Source organism: Staphylococcus pasteuri (assembly GCF_030547725.1).
Lineage (GTDB): Bacteria > Bacillota > Bacilli > Staphylococcales > Staphylococcaceae > Staphylococcus > Staphylococcus pasteuri.
In genome coordinates this window covers 104,564-123,563 of record NZ_JAUOQO010000004.1, presented here as the reverse complement: position 1 = coordinate 123,563, position 19,000 = coordinate 104,564, and the positions used below count along the sequence as shown (strand labels likewise).

Sequence of the window (19,000 nt, the reverse complement as noted above, 5' to 3'; positions counted from 1 at the left end):
TCTTAAAAACTTAATCATAAAACCTTATTCAGAGAAGTTGAGGGACTTGGCCCGTAGACGCTTCAGCAACCGGCTACAAATATTAAGAGTACGGTGCTAAAACCAACGATTACTCGAATGATAAGTACTGAACCGCTTCTTACTTTTCAAAGAGTAAGAAGCTTTTTTATTTAAAGGAGGATGGATTGATATATGTCGAATTATATTGTTGATACATTACATTTAGGCGAATTCACGACTGAGTCAGGAGAAACAATACAAGATTTGAAACTAAGATATGAACATGTAGGTTATCCTGGACAACCATTAGCACTAATCTGTCATGCGCTAACTGGTAATCATTTAACATATGGTACTAATGACAATCCAGGTTGGTGGCGTGAAATTATTGATGGTGGATATATGCCAATTAATGATTATCAATTTTTAACATTTAACGTCATTGGCAGTCCGTTTGGTTCAAGTTCAAAATTTAACGATAAGCACTTTCCTAATCATTTAACATTAAGAGATATAGTTCGTGCCCTTGAAAAAGGGATAGCAGCATTAGGATTTAATAAAATTGATATATTGATTGGTGGAAGCTTAGGTGGTATGCAAGCGTTAGAATTTCTTTATAATCAACGTTTTCCAGTGAATAAAGCGGTCATACTAGCCGCTACTGAAAAAACGTCATCATATAGTCGAGCATTTAATGAAATTGCAAGACAAGCCATTCATATCGGAGGCAAGGAAGGTTTAAGTATTGCTCGTCAATTAGGATTCTTAACTTATCGTTCTTCGAAAAGTTATGATCAGCGATTCACTCCAGAAGAAGTTGTCAATTACCAACAACATCAAGGAGATAAATTCAAAGAATCATTTGATTTATCATGCTATTTAACACTGCTAGATGTCTTAGATAGTCATAATATTGATAGAGGTAGAGATGATGTTGATGAAGTGTTCAAATCACTAGATACTAAAGTCTTAACAATGGGATTTATTGATGATTTATTATACCCTGACGACCAAGTGTTAGCTGCCGGGCAACGATTTAAATATCATCGTCACATTTTCGTACCAGATAATGTTGGACATGATGGCTTTTTACTAAACTTTGAAACTTGGGCACCTAATCTATATTACTTTTTAAATTTAAAACAAATAAGACGTTAGTTAACTAACTTGAAGTAGTAATTAGAATAAATATTTTTAATAGGAAGCATGCGAGAAATCACCCTTCGTAAATGACTATAGTACTTTATTGTTTATTTTTTTCAAAGAGGTTAAAATAGTAGTTATAGTCAAAAAAAGTATGGGAGTGGCGTGTGTGTTTTCAAAAATACAACCTAAAGCAACTATTATAGGGACTTTAGTATTAGCAATAGTAGCTTTAGTAACACATGTATTACCTATTCTCGGCTTAATTTTATGTTTATTTGCAACAATCCCAGGTGTCGTGTTATGGAATAAATCTATTCAATCATTTGGAATTAGTGCTTTAGTAACAGTTATAATTACAACCTTATTAGGTAATACATTCGTCTTAAGTATCATGGTTCTAGTGATTTTAACAAGTTTAATCATTGGACAATTACTTAAGGAAAGAGCAACAAAAGAAAGAATTTTATATGTAACAACGGTATCTCTAAGCTTAATGACATTGATAGGATTCATGTTATTACAAGTATTTGAAAAAATACCAAGAGCAACCGCATTAGTTAACCCTGTTAAAGAAACCGTACATAACGTTTTATTAACAAGTGGAGCAAATGCTGATTATAGACAGATGCTTGAAGAAAGCATCCGCAAAATGACGGTCCAACTCCCAAGTTATCTCATTATTATCGTTTTCCTTATCGTTTTAATTAATCTGATTATAACATTTCCAATCCTACGTAAATTCAAAGTAGCGACGCCTATATTCAAGCCATTATTTGCTTGGCAAATGAATCGTACGCTATTAACAATCTATATTATTGATTTAATTTGCGTGATGTTTGCGACTCAACCAAATACTTTCCAGAGTATCGTTTTGAACTTTGAAGTTGTGTTATCATTAGTGATGTACATTCAAGGGATGAGCGTCATTCATTTCTTCGGGAAAGCGAAACGATTACCGAATGTAGTAACAGTTATATTAATGATTTTAGGAACATTATTAACACCTATGACACACATTGTAGGATTAATTGGTGTCATTGATTTATGTATTAATTTAAAACAACTAATGAATAACAATAATAATAAAAAGTGATGAGAGGTGGAAAAATGAACCGTCAATCCACTAAAAAAGCTTTGCTCATACCTTTTATTGTAATGGCATTAACAGCCATTGCCTTAGTCGTCGTTTGGTTTATATTTAACCAAATTATCGCAGGTATAGCGGCAGGAGTACTACTAGTGATGTTGATTGCTAGTGGATTCTTGTTGAGACAAGCTTTTATGAAAATGGACAATTACGTGGATGATTTAAGTGGCCATATTACAACGAGTAGTAATAAGGCAATTAAACACTTGCCAATCGGGATGATTGTATTAGATGAAAATGACCATATTGAATGGGTTAACCAATTTATGTCTGAACATCTAACAACAAACGTGATTTCAGAATCGGTTAATGAAGTATTTCCCAATATTTTAAAGCAATTAGAGAAAGTTCAAGAAATTGAAATTGAACACGAAAATTATCATTTCAGAGTACGTTATTCTGATAATGAACATTGTTTATACTTCTTTAATATTACAGAAGAGGTACAAACAAATCAGTTATATGAAGATTCTAAACCAATTATCATGACATTATTCTTAGATAACTACGATGAAATCACACAAAATATGAACGATACACAACGTTCTGAAATTAACTCTATGGTTACACGAGTAATCAGCAGATGGACTTCAGAATATGGTATCTTCTTTAAACGTTATAATTCAGATCAATTCGTAGCATATTTAAACCAAAAGATTTTAGCAGAAATTGAAAACTCAAATTTCAATATTCTAAGTCAATTACGTGAAAAAAGTGTCGGCTACCGCGCCCAGCTTACATTAAGTATAGGTGTTGGTGAAGGTACTGAAAATCTTATTGACCTTGGTGAATTATCACAATCAGGCTTAGACTTAGCATTAGGCCGTGGTGGTGACCAAGTTGCTATTAAAAATATGAACGGTAACGTACGTTTCTATGGTGGTAAAACTGACCCAATGGAAAAACGTACACGTGTAAGAGCGCGAGTTATTTCACATGCATTAAAAGATATCTTAACTGAAGGCGATAAAGTTATCGTTATGGGACATAAACGACCAGACTTAGACGCTATAGGCGCAGCAATCGGTGTATCTAGATTTGCATTAATGAATAACTTAGAATCATATGTTGTGTTAAATGAATCAGATATCGACCCAACATTGCGTCGTGTTATGGATGAAATTGACAAGAAACCAGAACTTAAAGAACGTTTCATTACGTCAGATGATGCATGGGACATGATGACTTCGAAAACAACAGTCGTTGTCGTTGATACACATAAACCAGAAATGGTTTTAGATGAAAATGTATTAAACAAAGCTAACCGTAAAGTAGTCATTGATCACCATAGACGAGGCGAAAGCTTTATTTCTAATCCTTTATTGGTATATATGGAACCTTACGCAAGTTCAACAGCAGAACTTGTAACAGAGTTATTAGAATATCAACCAACAGAACAACGCTTAACAAGACTTGAATCAACAGTAATGTATGCTGGTATTATTGTCGATACACGTAACTTTACATTACGTACAGGTTCAAGAACGTTTGATGCGGCAAGCTATTTACGTGCTCATGGTGCAGATACAATCTTAACGCAACACTTCTTAAAAGATGATGTCGATACGTACATTAATCGTTCTGAATTAATTAGAACAGTAGAAGTACAAGATAATGGCGTTGCAATTGCCCATGGATCTGACGATAAGATTTATCATCCTGTTACAGTTGCACAAGCAGCCGATGAGTTGTTAAGTTTAGAAGGTATAGAAGCTTCTTATGTAGTCGCGAAACGTGAAGATAATTTAGTTGGTATATCTGCCCGTTCATTAGGTGCTGTTAACGTTCAGTTAACTATGGAAGCCTTAGGTGGCGGTGGACACTTAACTAACGCAGCGACTCAATTAAAAGGTGTCTCAGTTGAAGAGGCTATCGCACAATTACAACAAGCTATAACAGAACAAATGAGTAGGAGTGAAAACGCATGAAAGTAATTTTTACACAAGATGTTAAAGGTAAAGGTAAAAAAGGCGAAGTTAAAGATGTACCAGTAGGTTATGCAAATAATTTCTTATTAAAAAATAATTACGCTGTAGAAGCGACTCCTGGTAACTTAAAACAATTAGAACAACAAAATAAACGTGCTGAAGCAGATAGACAACAAGAGATTGAAGATGCTAAAGCATTAAAAGAAAAATTAGCAAATATCGAAGTTGAAGTATCTGCTAAAACTGGTGAAGGCGGCAAATTATTTGGTTCAGTAAGTACGAAACAAATTGCTCAAGCACTTAAAGATCAACATGATATTAAACTTGATAAACGTAAAATGGATTTACCACAAGGTATCCACACATTAGGTTATACAAACGTACCTGTTAAATTAGATAAAGAAGTTGAAGGTACAATTCGTGTGCATACAGTAGAACAATAAGATGGATTGAAATAGAGGTGTGATCAATAATGGATAATATGTACGAGCAAAATCAAATGCCACATAGCAACGAAGCCGAACAATCTGTCTTAGGTGCCATTATTATTGATCCAGAATTGATTAATACAACTCAGGAAGTGTTACTTCCTGAGTCATTTTATAGAGGCGCCCATCAACACATTTTCCGTGCGATGATGCACTTAAATGAAGATAACAAAGAAATTGATGTTGTGACGTTGATGGATCAACTTACAACTGAAGGAAGTTTAAGTGAAGCGGGTGGTCCGCAATATCTTGCAGAATTATCTACAAACGTACCTACTACAAGAAACGTTCAGTATTATACGGATATCGTATTCAAACACGCGCTTAAACGTAAGTTAATTCAAACTGCAGATAGTATTGCTAATGATGGATATAATGATGAATTAGAATTAGATACTATTTTAAGTGATGCGGAACGACGTATTTTAGAATTGTCATCCACACGTGAGAGTGATGGCTTTCAAGATATTAGAGACGTATTAGGTAAAGTGTATGAAACTGCGGAAGAACTCGATCAAAATAGTGGTCAAACACCAGGTATACCAACAGGCTACCGTGATTTAGACCAAATGACAGCAGGATTTAACCGAAATGATTTGATTATATTAGCGGCACGTCCATCTGTAGGTAAGACTGCCTTCGCGCTTAATATTGCACAAAAGGTAGCGACACATGAAGATTTATATACTGTTGGAATCTTCTCACTAGAGATGGGTGCAGACCAATTAGCTACACGTATGATTTGTAGTTCAGGTAATGTCGACTCTAACCGTTTGAGAACTGGTACTATGACGGAAGAAGACTGGAACAGATTTACTATTGCAGTCGGTAAGTTATCCCGAACTAAAATATTTATCGATGATACGCCGGGTATTCGAATCAATGATATACGTTCTAAATGCCGTCGACTTAAACAAGAACACGGTTTAGATATGATTGTGATTGACTATCTTCAATTAATACAAGGTAGTGGTTCAAGATTCTCAGACAACCGTCAACAAGAAGTATCTGAAATCTCACGTACGCTTAAAGCTATTGCCCGTGAATTAGAATGTCCAGTTATCGCATTGAGTCAGTTATCACGTGGTGTGGAACAACGACAAGATAAACGACCAATGATGAGTGATATTCGTGAATCAGGTTCTATCGAGCAAGATGCTGATATCGTCGCTTTCTTATACCGTGATGATTATTATAATCGTGGTGAAGATGAGGATGATGACGATGATTCAAGCTTTGAACCACAAACTAATGATGATAATGGTGAAATTGAAATCATCATCGCTAAACAACGTAACGGCCCAACCGGTACCGTTAAACTACACTTCATGAAACAATATAATAAATTTACTGATATTGATTATGCTCATGCAGAAATGGGATAAAAATATTACAAATAAATTTACGTACGATAAAATTAATTTTAGTTTTATTGTACGGTTTTTATTTTGTCTTTTAGCTTGATATTATGAATAATTTTGTATATTGATTTTTAGTTAATTACTCTAGAATACTTTATTTAAAGGGTTTGTCAGACTTTTGAAGATTATATATTTTCTTAAAAGGTAAATCATGTTGCCCAAAATTAATGTTCGATTTTTATTTGCATTATGGTATTTATATTGGTAAAATACTTCATGGTTAAATGAGAAAAATTTGGAGGTGCTCATATGTCATCAATCGTAGTAGTTGGGACACAATGGGGAGACGAAGGTAAAGGTAAAATTACTGATTTCTTAGCAGAGCAAGCAGATGTTATTGCACGTTTTTCAGGTGGTAATAACGCAGGACATACCATTCAATTTGGTGGAGAAACATATAAATTACATTTAGTACCATCAGGTATCTTTTATAAAGATAAATTAGCAGTAATCGGTAATGGTGTAGTTGTAGATCCAGTTGCATTACTTAAAGAATTAGACGGTTTAAATGAACGTGGTATCTCAACAGATAACTTACGTATTTCAAACCGCGCGCAAGTGATTTTACCTTATCATATCGCACAAGACGAATTTGAAGAGCGTCTTCGTGGTGATAATAAAATCGGTACAACGAAAAAAGGTATCGGCCCAGCATACGTAGATAAAGCACAACGAATTGGTATCCGTATGGGAGACCTAATGGAAAAAGAAACTTTCGAAAGACGTCTAAAAGAAAATATTGCATATAAATCAGCATATTTCAAAGGTATGTTTAACGAAACTTGCCCTAGCTTTGAAGATATGTTTGAAGAATATTATGCTGCAGGTCAACGTTTAAAAGAATTCGTTACAGATACACCTAAAATATTAGATGATGCATTTGTTGCGGATGAGAAAGTATTATTCGAAGGTGCACAAGGTGTTATGTTAGATATCGACCATGGTACATACCCATTCGTAACTTCAAGTAACCCAGTAGCAGGTAACGTAACTGTAGGTACAGGTGTAGGTCCAACTTACGTGTCTAAAGTAATTGGTGTTTGTAAAGCATATACATCACGTGTTGGTGATGGCCCATTCCCTACTGAATTATTTGATGAAGATGGACATCATATTAGAGAAGTTGGTCGTGAATATGGTACAACAACAGGACGTCCTCGTCGTGTAGGTTGGTTCGACTCAGTAGTATTACGTCATTCACGTCGTGTGAGTGGTATCACAGACTTATCTATTAACTCAATTGATGTTTTAACAGGTTTAGATACAGTTAAAATTTGTACTGCTTATGAATTAGACGGTGAAAAAATTACTGAATATCCTGCAAACCTAGATCAATTACAACGTTGTAAACCAATCTTCGAAGAGTTACCAGGTTGGACAGAAGATATTACGGGTTGTCGCAGTTTAGAAGAATTACCTGAAAATGCACGTAAATATTTAGAACGTATTTCTGAGTTATGTGGCGTACACATTTCAATCTTCTCAGTTGGTCCAGACCGTGAGCAAACAAACCTATTAGAAAAATTATGGTAAAGTTTAGGGAACAATAAATTTTATACTCTAATATTTTGAAAAAAACCGATTCGTCCATAAAAGCGAATCGGTTTTTTCTTGTTTAAATAAACAATTAAAATTTGTGGTAATGAGGGAGCATGTTTAAATCATTTCAATTCAATGCCATTGTATATACACATATTCAATTCAAGTAAGTCATTTTCAAATAATCATAAGTCTATCGTCACTTTTATAGCAATATTTCTCCTTTATTAACATTTCAAAAATAATGTTATATTTATGTAAAAAAATAGCTTGTCATGTAAATAACGGCTATGCTATAATCTATCTTGTGCTTAAGAACGGCTCCTTGGTCAAGCGGTTAAGACACCGCCCTTTCACGGCGGTAACACGGGTTCGAGTCCCGTAGGAGTCACCATTTTTTAGGTCTCGTAGTGTAGCGGTTAACACGCCTGCCTGTCACGCAGGAGATCGCGGGTTCGATTCCCGTCGAGACCGTATTGCCTACCCAAGAGGGTAGGCATTTTTTTATGTTTATTTTTACTGATTAGCAAAGTCGTTCATCAACTTATTCGTCGCTCTACTCTATAACACCGCACATCATTCTTCATTATAGATAAATGAATCAATCTCCCACCACATCATGCTACAATCCACTCATTTTACAACTCTATGACAATAGGCAATCGAAACTTAACATTTATCCTTTCACTGCAACTAAAGAAATGTAAAACATTGAATTAATCACTTTTATACTTAATTTTTATATTACAAAATAATGAAATAGATATCATTTAGTTTTTAAAGGTTACTGAAAGTGTTCAACTTATTTTGTGATATACAATTTTGGTGGTAAACTTATATATAATATTATTCTATAATTTTTTATACAAAAATAGAATTAACCGTTCATAAATGGTAAATTATATAGTAGTTACTGTGCTATCAATGCACAATAGTTTGAGTCGTGAGAAAGGTCTCAAACGTTACGAATGAAGCTAAGTTGAACGGTAGAATTATACTTTGAGAAATGAGGTTTATATATATGGCTAGAAAAGTTGTGGTAGTCGACGATGAAAAACCAATTGCTGATATTTTAGAATTTAATCTTAAAAAAGAAGGATACGATGTATTTTGCGCGTACGATGGTAACGACGCAGTAGATTTAATTTATGATGAAGAACCAGACATCGTTCTATTAGACATCATGTTACCTGGTAGAGATGGCATGGAAGTTTGTCGTGAAGTACGTAAGAAATACGAAATGCCAATCATTATGTTAACTGCAAAAGATTCTGAAATTGATAAAGTTTTAGGATTAGAATTAGGTGCGGATGACTATGTGACGAAACCATTTAGTACACGTGAATTAATTGCCCGTGTCAAAGCAAACTTACGTCGTCATTATTCTCAACCAGCACAAGAAGTGAATGATGCAACAAACGAAATTTCAATTAAAGATATCGTCATTTATCCAGACGCATATTCTATTAAAAAACGTGGTGATGACATCGAGTTAACACACCGTGAATTTGAGTTGTTCCATTACCTTTCTAAACATATGGGTCAAGTAATGACACGTGAACATTTATTACAAACTGTGTGGGGCTATGATTATTTTGGAGATGTACGTACAGTGGACGTAACGATTCGTCGTTTACGTGAAAAAATTGAAGATGATCCATCACACCCTGAATATATTGTGACACGTAGAGGCGTTGGATACTTCCTCCAACAACATGATTAGAGGTTCAGTCGAATGAAGTGGCTTAAACAACTCCAATCCCTTCACACGAAACTAGTCATTGTATATGTCTTACTGATTATTATTGGTATGCAAATTATTGGTTTGTATTTTACTAATAGTTTGGAAAAGGAATTATTAGATAACTTTAAAAAGAATATTACGCAATATGCGAAACAATTAGATGTTAGCATTGAGAAAGTTTATAACGAAAAAGGTTCGGTTAACGCTCAGAAAGATATTCAAAATCTTTTGAGCGAGTATGCCAACCGTCAAGAAATTGGTGAAATTCGTTTTATAGACAAAGATCAAATTATTATGGCGACGACGAAGCAGTCTAACCGCGATCTTATCAATCAAAAGGCAAACGATAGCTCTGTTCAAAAGGCATTATCACTAGGTCAAAGTAATAACCATATGGTATTGAAAGACTATGGTAATGGTAAAGAAAGGGTTTGGGTATATAACATACCTGTTAAAGCTGATAAACAAACGATAGGCAATATTTACATAGAATCGAAAATTAATGACGTATACAATCAACTGAATAATATTAATCAAATCTTTATTGTAGGTACCGCTATTTCGTTATTTATTACCGTCATACTCGGTTTCTTTATTGCACGAACGATAACCAAACCGATTACCGATATGCGTAACCAGACAGTTGAGATGTCTAAAGGTAACTATACCCAACGTGTTAAAATTTATGGTAATGACGAAATCGGTGAACTTGCGCTCGCATTCAATAATTTATCCAAACGAGTTCAAGAAGCACAAGCGAATACGGAAAGTGAGAAACGCCGTCTAGACTCTGTTATCACACATATGAGTGACGGTATCTTAGCAACAGATAGACGTGGTCGTGTACGTATCGCCAATGATATGGCACTTAAAATGCTAGGTATGGCTAAAGAAGACCTTATCGGCTACTATATGTTAAGTGTTTTAAACTTAGAAGAAGAATTCTCACTAGAAGAAATTAATGAAAATAACGACAGCTTCTTATTAGACATTAATGAAGAAGAAGGCATCATTGCACGTGTTAACTTCAGTACAATTGTGCAAGAAACAGGCTTTGTAACAGGTTATATTGCTGTACTTCATGATGTAACAGAACAACAACAAGTAGAACGTGAACGTCGTGAGTTCGTTGCTAACGTGTCACACGAACTACGTACACCATTAACATCTATGAATAGTTATATCGAAGCACTAGAAGAAGGTGCTTGGAAAGACGATGATTTAGCACCACAATTCTTATCCGTTACACGTGAAGAAACTGAACGTATGATTCGACTCGTTAATGACTTACTTCAATTATCTAAAATGGATAATGAATCAGATCAAATTACGAAAGAAATTGTCGACTTTAACATGTTTATTAACAAGATTATTAATCGCCATGAAATGTCAGCTAAAGATACAATATTCGTACGCGAAATTCCACAGCAAACTATTTTTGCTGAAATAGATCCAGATAAGATGACACAAGTATTTGATAACGTCATTACGAATGCAATGAAATATTCTCGTGGTGATAAACGCGTTGAGTTCCACGTGAAACAAAATGCACTTTACAATAGAATGACGATTCGTATCAAAGATAATGGTATCGGTATTCCTATTAATAAAGTAGATAAAATCTTTGATAGATTCTACCGTGTCGACAAAGCACGTACACGTAAAATGGGCGGTACAGGTCTTGGTTTAGCAATTTCTAAAGAGATTGTTGAGGCACATAATGGCCGTATTTGGGCAAATAGTGTCGAAGGACAAGGTACATCTATCTTCATTACCCTACCATGTGAAATTATTGAAGATGGTGATTGGGATGAATAGTAAAGAATACATCAAAACGATTATCCTGATACTACTTGTATTAATGAGTATCGTCTTAACCTACATGGTATGGAACTTCTCACCTGATCTATCAAATGCTGATAGTACGTCATCAGATAATAAGAAAGATAATTCTAAACCTATTGGAAAACCTATGAGTGCGAAAATGGATAAAACCATCACACCATTTCAAATCGTTCAATCTAATGACGATAAAACAAAAGGTATGCCAGCAACAGGTCATGCAGTATCTCAAATCTTAAGTCCATTAAAAGATAAAAATGTTGATTCAGTACAGCATTTAAAACGAAATCATAACTTAATTATTCCTGAATTAAGCGATAACTTTATTGTTCTTGATTTCACATATGATTTACCGTTATCAACTTATTTAAGCCAAGTATTAAACATAGATGCTAAGACACCGAATCATTTTAACTTTAATCGACTACTTATTGATCAAGATCAAGAAGGTCATGTGATATTATATGCGATTAGTAAAGATAGACATCAAGTTGTGAAGATGAAAACATCTGTTAAAGGTAAAGATGTGAATCAATCATTAAAAAATCTTAGCTCAGAAATGCAAAAGTATACAGAAATCATCACCAATAAAGACACAATTGATAAAGCAACACATATTTTTGCACCAGATAAGCCTAAAGACCTCAAGTGTTATCGTATGGTATTTAATACGATTAATGTAGAAAAAATGAATTCTGTATTATTTAACGATTCAACGATCGTCCGTAGTTCTCAAAGTGGCTTGACGACGTACAATAATAATACAGGTGTTGCTAACTATAACGATAAGAGTGAGAAATATCATTATAGAAACTTGTCCGAAGATGAGAAAAGCTCTACCAATATGGAAGAAACAATTGGAGGTACATTCGAATTTATCAATGGACATGGTGGTTTCTTAGACGAAGATTATAGATTGTTTAGCACTGATAATATGAGTGGTGAATTAACGTATCAACGATTCTTAAATGGTTACCCTACGTTCAATACTCAAAAATTAAATGAAATTCAAGTGACATGGGGCGATAAAGGTGTATTTGATTACAAACGCTCATTATTAAGAACTGATGTCATATTGAATAGTGGCGATAAAAAGTCATTACAAAGTGCAGAATCAGTACGCTCAGCACTTGCTAACAATAATAGTATTGATTTTGAACGTGTATCCAATATAGCAGTCGGTTACAATATGGATGACAGACCTAAAAATGATGATATTGAAGTACAACGTAATAGCGAATTTACGCCTCAATGGTATGTCGAATATGACGGCAAATGGTATGCATTTAAAGATGGGGGGCTAGAATAAATGAACTGGAAACTGACAAAGACACTATTCATTTTCGTATTTATTCTTGTCAACATCTTCTTAGTTGCTATATATATAGATAAAGTTAATAAATCACAGATTAATGAAGCGGTAAGTGATAATCGTGTTAACTTCCAACAAGAAGAGATTAAAGTCCCCACTGACGTCTTAAATAAAGATGTTAAAAATACTGAAATGCAACAAATTACTGCTCAGTCTAAAAACTTTTCAAGTTATGCTAAAAAACATTCAAGCTTGAGTACATCCGATTCAGGTAAGGTGCTTAATGGCGAGATAAATAGTACAGTCAATGTAAGTGATAGTAATTTAAAAGAGATTAAGAATTATATGAAAGACAATATATTTGGTGGTAAAAATTATCAGTTGAGTAAGATGAATTCTGATTCAATGACTTTTGAACAAACTTACAATGGCTACCCTATAATGAACAATAGTAAAGCACTATTGAAGTTCAATATTAATGATCATAAAGCATCTAGTTATAAACAAACAATGATGAATGATATTCAAGCAGCTAAAGGTTCAAATAGTAGTAAAAGCCAAGTAATAGGCCCGAGAAAAGCAATAGAAGCCCTATACTTCAATCGCTATCTTAAACGCCATGATGAAGTAGTTGACGCACGATTAGGCTACTATTCAGTTGTTAAAGAAACTAACGTTCAGTTATTACAACCTAACTGGGAAATCAAAGTTAAACATAACGTCAAAGACAAAACTAAGACATACTACGTCGAAGCCACAAGTACCAACCCTAAAGTTATAGATAAGTAGTAAAAGGTCTGTAGAAAAGCGCTTAGAGTTTGAGCAGAATCGAAACGGAGAGCAAAATTGTTTCTCAAATTTTGTCGAGCCGTGAGAACTTCTGCCGAGAACTCTGCTTTTCGAAAGCCGTCAATCACAGATTTGCTATTGTTAGTCTTGCCCCGGCAAGGATGACTAGATTAGTAACTAGTCAAAGACGAAGTTAATGATCAGTCAGCTACTGCCAGGTCTGTAGAAAAGCGTTTAGAGCTTTAGCTCAGGCGAACCTTTAAAAGTAATACTTCGTATTGTATGGCTTCGCATTCCTAGGGTACAGTTTCAGCCAGAAATGCTACACAGATAAATCTGTGAGAATTTCTAAGGTCTTCAACTAGTACTGTTCCCTCAGGAGTCTTCGCCATAAATACTACGTATTAATATATAATTTTAACTGTCTACAAAGTCTCATACTTTGTAGGCAGTTTTTATGTTCTCATTTGTATGTTGAACAATTATCTCGTTAATTAAATCATTCAAGGGAAAAACTTAATTTATCAATATACCGGTAGTTTAATAAACGGAGTATTGGCAGATTAATGTCATAATTGGTATAGTATAATATAAGCTATTTTAAGAACGGGTGGTTTCAGTACATAACTGAAATCAAAAAGTTAATCAATTAATAAAGAAAAATACAAAAATGATACGGAAGGCACTCTTACGTCACTAAGAGGGATGAGTGCTATATTAGAAAGGATGAGCCGCTTGATACGCATGAGTGTATTAGCAAGTGGTAGTACGGGCAATGCCACATATGTAGAAAATGAAAAAGGAAGTATTCTTGTTGATGTTGGTCTAACAGGTAAGAAGATGGAAGAACTTTTTGGCCAAATCGACCGCAACATCAAAGATTTAAATGGTATTTTAGTTACACATGAACACATTGACCATATTAAAGGTCTAGGCGTGTTAGCACGTAAATATAACTTACCTATTTATGCGAATGAAAATACATGGAAAGCAATAGAAAAGAAAGATAGTCGCATTCCAATGGATCAAAAGTTCATATTCAACCCTTATGAAACACAATCAATTGCAGGATTTGATATAGAGTCATTTAACGTGTCACACGATGCAATTGATCCACAGTTTTACATTTTCCATAATGATCATAAGAAGTTTACGATTTTAACAGATACAGGTTATGTTTCAGACAGAATGAAAGGCATGATTCAAGGTAGTGATGCTTTTATCTTTGAAAGTAACCATGATGTGGATATGTTACGCATGTGTCGTTATCCATGGAAGACAAAACAACGTATTTTAGGAGATATGGGACACGTATCTAATGAAGATGCTGGTTTAGCGATGACAGATGTGATTACAGGTAATACGAAACGTATTTACCTATCTCATTTATCTCAAGATAATAATATGAAAGACTTAGCACGTATGAGTGTTGGACAAGTGTTAAATCAACATGATATTGATACTGAAAAAGAAGTCTTATTGTGTGATACAGATAAAGCACAAGCGACACCAATATATACATTATAGTTATTTTAGACAGAGCGAGACGAGAAGGTCTTGCTCTTTTTTTATGTCTTTTTCTGTGGAAAAGTCATGGAAGAAGGTCTTAAAAGCGATGTTTATAAGGGATAAGTGGATAAAATAGATTAAGACTATCGTGAAGTTATCCACTGAATTGTTCATAGTTATCCAGAGTTATGTACAATACACACAGAAATACCCACATTGTACACATACTTATCCACAAAATAACAAGTTATTCCACAGAAATTGTGAGTAAATACTAATATTTTATAAAAATTGGGGATATAAACTGGTACAATAAGAGGGAATACTGTGAACAAGTTGATAACTTGTGGATAACTCTAATAAGTATAAGTGGAGGATAATATGAAAATCACAATTCTTTCAGTTGGAAAACTAAAAGAGAAATACTGGAAACAAGCAATTGCAGAATATGAAAAACGATTAGGTGCATACACTAAAATTGAAATAATAGAAGTACCAGATGAAAAAGCACCTGAAAATATGAGCGATAAAGAAATTGAACAAGTAAAAGAAAAAGAAGGACAACGTTTACTAGCTAAGATTAAACCACAAGCAACGGTCATTACATTAGAAATTGAAGGAAAAATGTTGTCTTCAGAAGGTCTAGCTAAAGAACTTAATCAACGCATGACACAGGGTCAAAGCGACTTTGTCTTTGTGATAGGTGGATCAAACGGACTACATCAGGACGTATTACAACGCAGTAACTATGCACTCTCATTCAGCAAAATGACCTTCCCACACCAAATGATGCGCGTTGTGTTGATTGAACAAGTGTATAGAGCATTCAAGATTATGCGAGGCGAAGCGTATCATAAATAAAAATTGCTGTAACTATTAATATATTTTAAATTCAATAAGGTGATTTATGGAAAAATTTAAAGAAAAAGTAAAAGATTTGGAGTTAATTGAGACTACTAAATATTATACAGAATTTAAAGAAGGCTTTATAAAAATTAGAGATTGGGCTGAAAAAGAAAATCTAAAAAATGAAGCGAAATTGGCACAATATGAGATTGAAATTTTCTCTTTATGTGAGAGAAATCCTATTTTATCAAAAAATAAAAAGGAAAGAAGATTTTCAGCATTAATTAGTCTTACTGATGGTAGCGAGTGGCCAGATACTCAAAAATTTACTGATAAACAAATTAAATATTATGAGCAAAGGTTAAATGAGACAAACAATATATTTTTAAAAGCAAGATATTCCGATTTCTTATTTGAATATGGTGATAAGAAAACAGCTAAAAATAAATATGAGATTTCACAATATTTACTATCATGCCTAGTGAAGCTTATTTCAAATTTTAGAGAAGGATTTAGTTATATCTCAGTATTATCTAGATTAGTTGAAGTATCTCTTCTAATGGAAAATAGGGAAAAACTCGAAAAAGCTGTCGAATTAATTTATCTAAAAATTAGTGAATTTGATGATAATAATGAGTATGGTTGGTTATATGAACTTTCGAAACTTATAAGAGAAATTTTAAAATCTAAGTACAAAAAAATGATTTTAGAAGATCATTCAAATAAAATTATAGATGTTTTAGAAAATGCTATTAATAACTGTTTTGAAGATAAAAATTATCACCAACATAGAATGTTTTGTGAAGAACTTATACAATACAGAAAATCCAGTTTAATTTCTTCAGAAAGAATGAGTGAGTTGCAAAAAGAAATTGGAGAAAGCTATGAATTAGAAGCAGAATATCAACAAGGTAGAGAAAATAAAAGTTTATTAGTAAAAGCAAGATTTTTAGAGTTAGCGATGGAACATTATAAGAATATAGGAGAAAAAGAGAAATTTGATGAGATGAAAATTTTAATAAGAAGTACATATGAAGAATGGGAAAAAAGTAATGAAATGAGTCAAATAAGTACTCAAATAGAATTTTCAAAAGATGAAATTGATAAATTTGTTGAACATTTTACTTCATCAGATATACAAAATTCGTTAGATAAAATAGCATGCAGTAATTACTTAATACCTAAAATCACGGTAGTTGAAGAACAGTCTGATAAATTAAGTAAAGAGTTTCCTTTACATGATTTAATTTCAAAAAGTTTATTGAATGATGGAAAAAAAATAGAGGAAACTACTACAAAAGAAGATAATAAAACATTCAATTTAAATAGTAATTACATGTACCATTTAAATATTAATGTTAACTTACTTCTTAAAGCTATTTTTGATAAATTAATCTTAGAATTTGAAATTTCTACTGAAGATTTCATGCAAAAATTTAATAGATGGGAACTACTAGATAATAAAAATGTTCCTTTTATTGAACAGGGAATATCTCGATTTTTAGAAAATGATTATATGAGCGCTTTGCATATTTTAGTTCCTCAATTTGAATCTACAGTTAGAAGAATGTTTTCTAAAGCTGGCTATTCAACTACATCTATTAGGAAAAAAAATACGCAACAAGAAGTAACATTCAATGAATTTTTACTTAGAGATGATATTAAATTAGCTTTTGGAGATGATATTCATAAGTTAATTCAATTTGTAATGGTTGAACAATCAAGATTGAATTTACGTAATGAGATAGCTCATGGATTAATTGAGTTCTCAAATTTAAACTATCAAAATTGCATTTTGGTTATTTACTTATTTTTGGTATTAACTAGGTATGATATAGAGAAAAATGAATAATATATGAAATGAAGTTTAGGTGATATATTTTGAATTTAGAGGAACTATTATTAAGTACAAAACAGCCATTAATCGAATATGCTAAAAATCAAGAATTATTGGTTGGATCACGTTTGTTTGATATTAATGAAAAAATGAAAGTAAGAAAAATATCTAAAATTTTAACTAATAGTGATATGTATTATATAGTTGAAATAGCAAACTATGATAATTTAGTAATTATTGATAATGATATTATAAATGGCAATGAATTAATTAAAGTTGGTCAATGTATTGATTTTGATAGTAATGTAATGAGCTATTTAAGAAATCTAATTATTGATAATGAATATGAGGAGGATTTTTTTAATATATTAAGTAAGGTAAAAAGGAGCAAACAACAGGTGAGTTGTGTTCCTTATCTATTAGAAAATGGAAATAATATTCATAGAATAAATAAAGTGAAATCATATGAGACATTACTATCATTTTCTATATTTGATAGGATAAGCGAATTTGATTTTGAAAATCGTAATTTTTCAAGATATTTTAATGATTCAGAAGTTATTTTAGACACAGATGATAGATACTATCATATGATGAATATACAAGACTCTAATTTACTTCAATTTCAAGCAATTTATCTATTAGTTTTAATGGCATTTTTCATAAAAAATAGTAGTAAAAGATCAGCAGAAAATAAAATTGTTTACTTGATTCAAAATTTTATTAAAGAAACTGAAAATAAATTAGCTTATTCAGAGTTAGAGTTAAGTGTTATTTTTGATTACATAAATAATGGTAAAAATAATATATTTAAATCTACCAATTTGAATAGTAAAAATTTATTAAGTAAATTAAAAGGTATAGCTTGGGATTTATTTCATATTAGAACATCAGAAGACCAAATTGCTCTAAGAAATACCAATAGCAAAGAAATTTTTTTGCATTCAATTTTTACAGCAGATAAAGGTTTGAGTAATGTGATAAATAACTATTCAATAAGCAGGATGCTAGCACATGAAGGAAAATTATATGTATATAGAGAAAATAATATATTTAAAAAATTATCAAAAGATAAAGCTTCTAAAATACAAGAATTGTTAGAAAAAGATAGAGATATTCGACTTTCTAATCTTAGGAAAGCAAATTACAATATACAAGAAAATATAGAGATGTATGAAAAATATATTAACGAAATTATTTCAAAATAGAATTATTAGAGTTGATTATAGAGAAGATAATTAATAAATTATTATAATGGTTTTTACTTTAGTAATATCACTGACAGGGAGAAGCGTACCACAAATAATACTTAAATTACTTATACCCAAACCATAATTCCTCCTAATAAAAGCTTAAAAAGTTTTAAGAAGGGTACAACGTTAAGTAAGAGACATGAAGTTCTTGTCCATTATGATAACAAGCAAGTGAGCTTGTTAATCTAAAGATGAGCTG

At 32.5% G+C, this 19,000-nt stretch carries 14 protein-coding genes, 2 tRNA genes and 1 riboswitch; all 16 genes read left to right on the top strand.

Annotation, left to right across the window (positions count from 1 at the left end):
- The first annotated feature begins 21 nt into the window (after positions 1-21).
- Positions 22-127, top strand: a riboswitch (SAM riboswitch).
- Positions 128-192: 65 nt separating this feature from the next.
- The 16 genes from metX to Q4528_RS05530 all read left to right on the top strand — a co-directional run bounded on the left by metX (position 193) and on the right by Q4528_RS05530 (position 18,756).
- Entirely contained in the window at positions 193-1,158 is a 966-nt protein-coding gene (gene metX / locus Q4528_RS05605) for a homoserine O-acetyltransferase MetX (protein ID WP_029056648.1), read from the top strand.
- Between the two features lie 139 nt (positions 1,159-1,297).
- Positions 1,298-2,239 carry a YybS family protein gene (locus tag Q4528_RS05600; protein WP_026083452.1) on the top strand — a complete coding sequence of 314 codons (942 nt, stop codon included), beginning with the start codon at positions 1,298-1,300 and terminating at the stop codon, positions 2,237-2,239.
- Positions 2,240-2,253: 14 nt separating this feature from the next.
- Positions 2,254-4,221, top strand: coding sequence for a DHH family phosphoesterase (locus Q4528_RS05595; RefSeq protein WP_046467301.1), 1,968 nt, complete (start codon positions 2,254-2,256; stop codon positions 4,219-4,221).
- On the top strand, positions 4,218-4,664 hold the full coding sequence (gene rplI, locus Q4528_RS05590) for a 50S ribosomal protein L9 (protein WP_017636737.1): 447 nt from the start codon (positions 4,218-4,220) through the stop codon (positions 4,662-4,664). Before Q4528_RS05595 ends, rplI begins: the two co-directional genes overlap by 4 nt.
- Before the next feature lie 29 nt (positions 4,665-4,693).
- Positions 4,694-6,094, top strand: coding sequence for a replicative DNA helicase (gene dnaB / locus Q4528_RS05585; RefSeq protein WP_017636738.1), 1,401 nt, complete (start codon positions 4,694-4,696; stop codon positions 6,092-6,094).
- A 285-nt stretch (positions 6,095-6,379) separates the two neighbouring features.
- Positions 6,380-7,663 (top strand): adenylosuccinate synthase, encoded by a 1,284-nt coding sequence (locus Q4528_RS05580; protein ID WP_017636739.1) that lies wholly within the window; start codon positions 6,380-6,382, stop codon positions 7,661-7,663.
- A gap of 325 nt (positions 7,664-7,988) precedes the next feature.
- Positions 7,989-8,063 (top strand) — tRNA-Glu (locus Q4528_RS05575).
- Between the two features lie 7 nt (positions 8,064-8,070).
- A tRNA-Asp gene (locus Q4528_RS05570) sits at positions 8,071-8,143 on the top strand.
- A gap of 547 nt (positions 8,144-8,690) precedes the next feature.
- Positions 8,691-9,392 (top strand): response regulator YycF, encoded by a 702-nt coding sequence (yycF, locus tag Q4528_RS05565; protein ID WP_017636740.1) that lies wholly within the window; start codon positions 8,691-8,693, stop codon positions 9,390-9,392.
- A 12-nt stretch (positions 9,393-9,404) separates the two neighbouring features.
- On the top strand, positions 9,405-11,231 hold the full coding sequence (walK, locus tag Q4528_RS05560; protein WP_046467300.1) for a cell wall metabolism sensor histidine kinase WalK: 1,827 nt from the start codon (positions 9,405-9,407) through the stop codon (positions 11,229-11,231).
- The gene (yycH, locus tag Q4528_RS05555) at positions 11,224-12,564 is read left to right on the top strand and encodes a two-component system activity regulator YycH (RefSeq protein ID WP_046467299.1); all 1,341 of its coding nucleotides are present in this window, start codon (positions 11,224-11,226) and stop codon (positions 12,562-12,564) included. The genes walK and yycH overlap by 8 nt, the downstream gene beginning before the upstream one ends.
- Entirely contained in the window at positions 12,565-13,356 is a 792-nt protein-coding gene (locus Q4528_RS05550; RefSeq protein WP_046467298.1) for a two-component system regulatory protein YycI, read from the top strand.
- 726 nt (positions 13,357-14,082) lie between these two features.
- Positions 14,083-14,883: an MBL fold metallo-hydrolase gene (locus Q4528_RS05545; RefSeq protein ID WP_026083453.1), complete on the top strand. Its 801-nt coding sequence runs from the start codon at positions 14,083-14,085 to the stop codon at positions 14,881-14,883.
- A 363-nt stretch (positions 14,884-15,246) separates the two neighbouring features.
- Positions 15,247-15,726, top strand: coding sequence for a 23S rRNA (pseudouridine(1915)-N(3))-methyltransferase RlmH (rlmH, locus tag Q4528_RS05540; RefSeq protein ID WP_002466394.1), 480 nt, complete (start codon positions 15,247-15,249; stop codon positions 15,724-15,726).
- 46 nt (positions 15,727-15,772) lie between these two features.
- Positions 15,773-17,563, top strand: a complete 1,791-nt coding sequence (locus Q4528_RS05535; RefSeq protein ID WP_303520805.1) for a DUF4209 domain-containing protein — start codon at positions 15,773-15,775, stop codon at positions 17,561-17,563.
- 29 nt (positions 17,564-17,592) lie between these two features.
- Positions 17,593-18,756, top strand: a complete 1,164-nt coding sequence (locus Q4528_RS05530; protein ID WP_046467296.1) for a hypothetical protein — start codon at positions 17,593-17,595, stop codon at positions 18,754-18,756.
- Positions 18,757-19,000: the final 244 nt, after the last annotated feature.